Source organism: uncultured Negativicoccus sp. (assembly GCF_902480485.1).
Lineage (GTDB): Bacteria > Bacillota > Negativicutes > Veillonellales > Negativicoccaceae > Negativicoccus > Negativicoccus succinicivorans.
The window spans coordinates 1-5,612 of record NZ_CABSTC010000067.1 but is presented as its reverse complement, the minus strand read 5'-3'; the positions used below and the strand labels follow the sequence as shown (position 1 = coordinate 5,612).

Annotated in this window: 5 protein-coding genes; 2 read left to right on the top strand and 3 right to left on the bottom strand. The window is 49.2% G+C overall.

Going from position 1 to position 5,612, the window contains the following annotated elements:
* On the top strand, positions 1-1,225 hold a 1,225-nt coding region (sstT, locus tag RDN69_RS05635; protein ID WP_308530393.1), incomplete at its 5' end, for a serine/threonine transporter SstT.
* 46 nt (positions 1,226-1,271) lie between these two features.
* On the opposite strand, the gene RDN69_RS05630 is transcribed toward sstT, so the two are convergent.
* Positions 1,272-2,789: an NAD(P)/FAD-dependent oxidoreductase gene (locus RDN69_RS05630; protein WP_273260948.1), complete on the bottom strand. Its 1,518-nt coding sequence runs from the start codon at positions 2,787-2,789 to the stop codon at positions 1,272-1,274.
* A 116-nt stretch (positions 2,790-2,905) separates the two neighbouring features.
* Between RDN69_RS05630 and RDN69_RS05625 the strand changes: the two genes are divergently transcribed.
* A complete protein-coding gene (locus RDN69_RS05625; RefSeq protein WP_024048637.1) occupies positions 2,906-3,676 on the top strand; it encodes an NAD-dependent protein deacylase in 771 nt (256 codons plus the stop codon).
* A gap of 52 nt (positions 3,677-3,728) precedes the next feature.
* On the opposite strand, the gene RDN69_RS05620 is transcribed toward RDN69_RS05625, so the two are convergent.
* Both RDN69_RS05620 and tuf read right to left on the bottom strand, forming a co-directional pair.
* Positions 3,729-4,304 (bottom strand): hypothetical protein, encoded by a 576-nt coding sequence (locus tag RDN69_RS05620; RefSeq protein ID WP_024048636.1) that lies wholly within the window; start codon positions 4,302-4,304, stop codon positions 3,729-3,731.
* A 120-nt stretch (positions 4,305-4,424) separates the two neighbouring features.
* Positions 4,425-5,612, bottom strand: coding sequence for an elongation factor Tu (gene tuf / locus RDN69_RS05615; protein WP_288218349.1), 1,188 nt, complete (start codon positions 5,610-5,612; stop codon positions 4,425-4,427).

The following is a 5,612-nucleotide window of genomic DNA, read 5'->3' as shown; positions in this document are numbered from 1 at the left end:
GAATATGATTAAAAACTTTTGGCGCTGGGTCAATGAAACCAGCTTGGTGAAATTGATTCTTGTCGGAATCATTTTGGGGATCCTGCTCGCCGTATTTATTCCCCAATGGGCAGCTTCCATTTCGATTTTGGGTACGTTATTCGTTAATGCCTTAAAAGCGGTTGCGCCTGTCCTCGTATTTGTCCTGGTAATGGCGGCACTGGCTACCAAACGCGCCGGCGCTTCCAGCAACATGCGACCGATCCTGGTACTTTACGTTGTGAGTACCTTCGTCGCTTCGCTGACGGCCGTCGCGGCTTCGTTCCTGTTCCCGACAATTTTACAGCTTCAAGTCACCGATGCGCAGCTCGCTCCGCCGACTAATATTATCGAAGTCATCCGTACTGTTGTTCTGAATATCGTGGATAACCCCGTACATGCACTCCTAAATGCCAATTACATCGGCATATTGGCCTGGGCGAGTGTCATGGGAATTGCGCTCCGTCAGGCCAACGACACGACGAAACAGTTGATCTCGGATTTCGCGCAAGTGATCACACAATTAGTACAATGGGTATTGCGCTTTGCTCCGATCGGTATTTTCGGCTTAGTCGCGTCCACCATTGCCGAAAGCGGCTTTGGCGCCCTCATCGGCTATGTAAAATTACTGGCGGTATTGCTGGGTTGCTTCTTCTTCATTGCATTGGTGATGAATCCTTTAATCGCCTTTGTCAAAATGCGTATCAATCCGTATCCGCTTGTCCTGACAACTCTTCGTGAAAGCGGTTTGTACGCCTTTTTCACGCGCAGTTCCGCCGCGAATATTCCGGTTAATATGAACCTTTGCCAAAAACTCGGTTTGGATGAAGATACGTATTCCGTGTCCATTCCGCTGGGTGCCACCATTAACATGTCGGGCGCAGCGATTACGATTGCGGTACTGACACTTTCTGCCGTGCATACACTCGACATTCCGGTCGATTTTGCGACGGCGTTTCTCCTCTGTGTCATTTCTGCCGTCGGTGCCTGCGGCGCATCCGGTGTAGCGGGCGGTTCGCTTTTACTGATTCCCTTGGCCTGCAGCCTGTTCGGTATCAGCAATGATATTGCCATGCAAGTCGTCGGTGTCGGTTTTATCATCGGTGTTTTGCAAGACTCCTGCGAAACCGCTTTAAATTCTTCCAGCGATGTGCTTTTTACCGCTGTTGCAGAGTTTGCCGAACGTCGTAAAGAAGGTCGTTTATAGTTATTAAATAAAAAAACGGTATCCTTTTGAGGATACCGTTTTTTCTTTATACTTTACCTTCCACAAAATATCTTGTCCACATCGAAACTTCATTTAAGCTCGGATGCGGTGCCATCGTTTCACTCACCGTTTGCACACGTTGCGGTAAAAGTTCACGCACTAAGCCCCGCTCGCGCAATTTTTGCACCGTCTCCGAACCGATCCCCGGATGAATCGGCGTCAGTTCCATAGTCCCCGCATTCAACAAATTCACATACGGCTGGAGTAAAACAGAAGCCTGATACCCCACCATATGAGCGCCCAAAATAATTTGCGTCGGACGATCAATCACCAGCTTGATGAACCCGTCTTCCGGACTCCCGTGCGTGATGCCGAGCGCATAGGCTTTAACAGTATCAGAATAATAATGTAACGCGGTCTGCACTTCATATCCCTTTTCTTTGGCTGCTTTTTCCGTCAAGCCCACATGCGCCACTTCCGGATGCGTATAGGTAACGACCGGAACATTCGTGTAGGTTGCCCAGCGCCATTTTTGCGGATCTTTCTCTTCATACAAGTTATGGGCAATAATGTCTGCTTCATAGTTCGCTTTGTGCCGGAACGGCGCCTGCCCATTCACATCTCCCAACGCATAAACACCCGTCTGGGACGTTTCCAAAAACTCGTTTGTGATGATGTTACCTTTAGCGTCCGTTTTAATTTCCGTCTTCGCCAAATCCAGCCAATCTGTATTGGGAACAATCCCCGCGGCTACGAAAACAACATCCGTGGTAAAGGTCTTATTTTCTCGCGTCGCGCGATCGCTGATCGTACAACGGATCTCCCCACCGTCTTTGCGAACACTTTCGACCGACTGATTGGTATAAACGGTGATGCCCGCATTTCGCAAGGATTGCAAAACGAATTCCGAAATTTCCGGTTCTTCACGCGGCACAAGATATTGATTATGCTGCACCAAAGTCACGTTGACGCCCAATGCGGAAAAACTGTGTGCAAATTCGGTACCGATCGGACCGCCGCCTAAGATCGTCATGGTCTCGGGCAAGGTTTTGAGAAAGCGATCACCGAAAAAAGATTCGCTTGTTAAATAAGGAATAGTTTCCAAACCGGGTACATCGGGAATATTGGTGCGCGCCCCCACGCCCAACACAATGATCGGTGCGGTAATATCTGCCGTCTTACTTGCCTCACAAGTGACTTGGAGTGTATCTTTACTGATAAATTTCGCGGTCCCGTGATAAACATCCAAATTTTCACGTTGCTCATAATCTCTCGTCATAGTTTGCGAGACGTTGATTTGTTTCCAAAGCCGTCGTGAAATGACGTCCCAATCGAGCGTCGGTTTTTCTCCTTTAACTCCCATTTCCGACCAACGTTCCGTATCCCGCAATGCATCCGCCGCCGTTACCATAACCTTTGTCGGAATGCAGCCGTGATTGAGGCAGGTACCGCCAAATTTAGCGCGTTCCACTACTGCTACCTTTTGCCCGCGTTGCAATGCAGTTTCCAACACGGTCAGAGCGGCGCCGGTGCCCACTACGATTAAATCATATTTTTTTACCATGGCATCTCCCATCGTTTGCATTAATGATTACTCATTTTCTTTATTTTAACATGAGGACGAAAATAGAATTTTTTACAGATGCTATAATGAAAAAAGACTACGCAAAGGAGGTTGCTATGACACGCACAAATACATCCTATCAAGAACGGCTGAAAGCATTTCAGGCCCTTTTACAAAATCATCAACGTATTGTTTTTTTCGGCGGTGCCGGCGTATCTACCGAATCCGACATTCCGGACTTTCGCGGGACGCACGGTATCTTTAACCGTGACACGGGTACGCCTTACTCGGCAGAAGAAATGGTCTCGCATCATTTCTATGTCGAGCATCCTGAAGAGTTTTTCAGTAATTACAAAGTGCGCCAAGGCATGATGAAAGATGTACAACCAAATCGCGCCCATATAATGCTCGCCAAATTGGAAGAGCTGGGTAAACTCCAAGCGATCATCACACAAAATATCGACGGTTTACACCAACGTGCCGGCAGCCAAACCGTTTACGAACTGCACGGCTCCATTCATCGCAATTACTGTACAAAATGCCATGCATCATATTCTATTGACGATATTATCGAACGCAGCAACCCGATACCGCATTGTGACAAATGTGGTGGCATTATCAAGCCGGATGTCGTTCTATTTGAAGAGCCGTTGGATAACGATACCGTTTTCAACGCGATTCAAGCGCTTCGTGATGCTGATATGCTGATTATCGGCGGCACCAGTTTAGTGGTTTGGCCGGCCGCGGGATTCATTCATGAGTTCGGCGGCGATGCAATAGTGTTGATTAATCAAGATTCTACTCCGCGTGACCAAGCGGCCGATATTTTATTTCGCGAGTCTATCGGTCAGGTATTGGAAGACGCGATCTCACCTTTACTTACATAAAAAAACGCGGCTTGCGCCGCGTTTTTTATTTCTACTGTTTCGTGTTTTCTCATTAATTCTTTTGCGGATGATGTTTTGCCGCCACTTCCGTGCGACGTTTGCGGGCACGATTACGACCGACTTTAATTTGCGGTAGTGGTCCGCCGATGACGTGACGTAAATGATCCGGCCAGGCATAATCGACCGCTAACGCCAATAGCATCGCCAACAGCGCCGCTACCGACCAAGGCACAAGAATAGTCAGCGCCTGCTCGCCGATCAGGCACCACAGTAAAAACAGTCCCATCCCGACCTGACCGACATAACCCCAGCCAATGGCATATACATAGCGCAGCCAACCGCTGTTTTTCTTTTGCTCCATCACGGTTCCGAAATAATAGGCAGCGGTGCCGACCGAAATCGCGAGCATCAAATGTCCGGCAATTCCCAGCGGTAACCCCTGCCAATAGCCAACCATAATAAAACCTATAAATCCGACCAATGCGCCGATGATTGGTGCCATGATGAGTGCTGCCAAGTAAGGAGCAAATGCTGTTAAATTAACATACGGAATAATTTGCAAACCCATTCCGGCGATACAAATCATAATATATGCAAAAGTAAATAAGACAAGACGTTGACGTGACATGTAAAAACTCCATTTCTCAGCGTAAGTTATTTAAATTATAGCATTTCACTTCTGCTTCGCCAACTGCACCTAATCACATAATAAAAAAGCGCTGCTCACGCAGCACTTTTTTATTAATGATTATTTTTCGATAGCGCTGACAACGCCCGCGCCGACGGTGTGACCGCCTTCACGAATCGCGAAACGCAAACCTTCTTCGATCGCGATCGGCGTGATCAGTTCGATTTTCATCGTTACGTTGTCGCCCGGCATGCACATTTCTGTGCCTTCCGGCAGTTCGATGTTACCCGTTACGTCCGTTGTACGGAAGTAGAACTGCGGACGGTAGCCGTTAAAGAACGGAGTATGACGGCCGCCTTCTTCTTTCGTCAAGACGTATACTTCTGCCGTGAATTTGGTGTGCGGATGAATGGTGCCCGGTTTCGCCAGTACCTGACCGCGTTCGATGTCGCTACGTTCAATACCGCGCAACAGTGCGCCGATGTTGTCGCCGGCTACTGCCTGATCCAAAATCTTACGGAACATTTCTACGCCCGTTACTACCGTGCTGGTCGGTTTGTCCTGCATACCGACGATTTCCACGGTGTCACCGACTTTGACTTCACCGCGTTCCACACGGCCGGTAGCTACCGTACCGCGACCGGTGATGGTGAAGACGTCTTCGACCGGCATGATGAACGGTTTGTCGGTGTCACGTTCCGGTGTCGGAATGTACGCATCGACTTGTTCCATGAGTTCCAGAATTTTCGCTTCCGCGTCTTTGTCGCCCTGCAGGGCTTTCAGAGCCGAACCGACTACCACCGGAATGTCGTCGCCCGGGAAGTCGTAGCTCGAGAGCAGTTCACGGACTTCCATTTCAACGAGTTCTAAGAGTTCCGGATCGTCTACCTGGTCCGCTTTGTTCAAGAATACGACCATGGCCGGTACACCTACCTGGCGAGCCAAGAGGATGTGTTCACGAGTCTGCGGCATCGGACCGTCAGCGGCCGATACTACGAGGATCGCACCGTCCATCTGCGCGGCGCCGGTGATCATGTTTTTAACATAGTCGGCGTGGCCCGGGCAGTCTACGTGAGCGTAGTGACGGTTGTCGGTTTCGTATTCTACGTGCGAGGTGTTGATGGTAATACCGCGTTCGCGTTCTTCCGGCGCTTTATCGATCTGGTTGTAGTCCTGGAATTCCGCTTTGCCGCTTTCTGCGAGAACTTTCGTAATCGCGGCGGTCAGGGTCGTTTTACCATGGTCAACGTGACCGATGGTACCAATATTAACGTGCGGTTTGCTGCGTTCAAAATGTGCTTTTGCCAT

Bases quoted from the DNA above. Each gene is read 5' to 3' on its own strand.
- RDN69_RS05625 (WP_024048637.1), top strand. From the start codon at position 2,906: ATGACACGCACAAATACATCCTATCAAGAACGGCTGAAAGCATTTCAG.
- tuf (WP_288218349.1), bottom strand. From the start codon at position 5,612: ATGGCAAAAGCACATTTTGAACGCAGCAAACCGCACGTTAATATTGGT.
- RDN69_RS05630 (WP_273260948.1), bottom strand. From the start codon at position 2,789: ATGGTAAAAAAATATGATTTAATCGTAGTGGGCACCGGCGCCGCTCTG.
- RDN69_RS05620 (WP_024048636.1), bottom strand. From the start codon at position 4,304: ATGTCACGTCAACGTCTTGTCTTATTTACTTTTGCATATATTATGATT.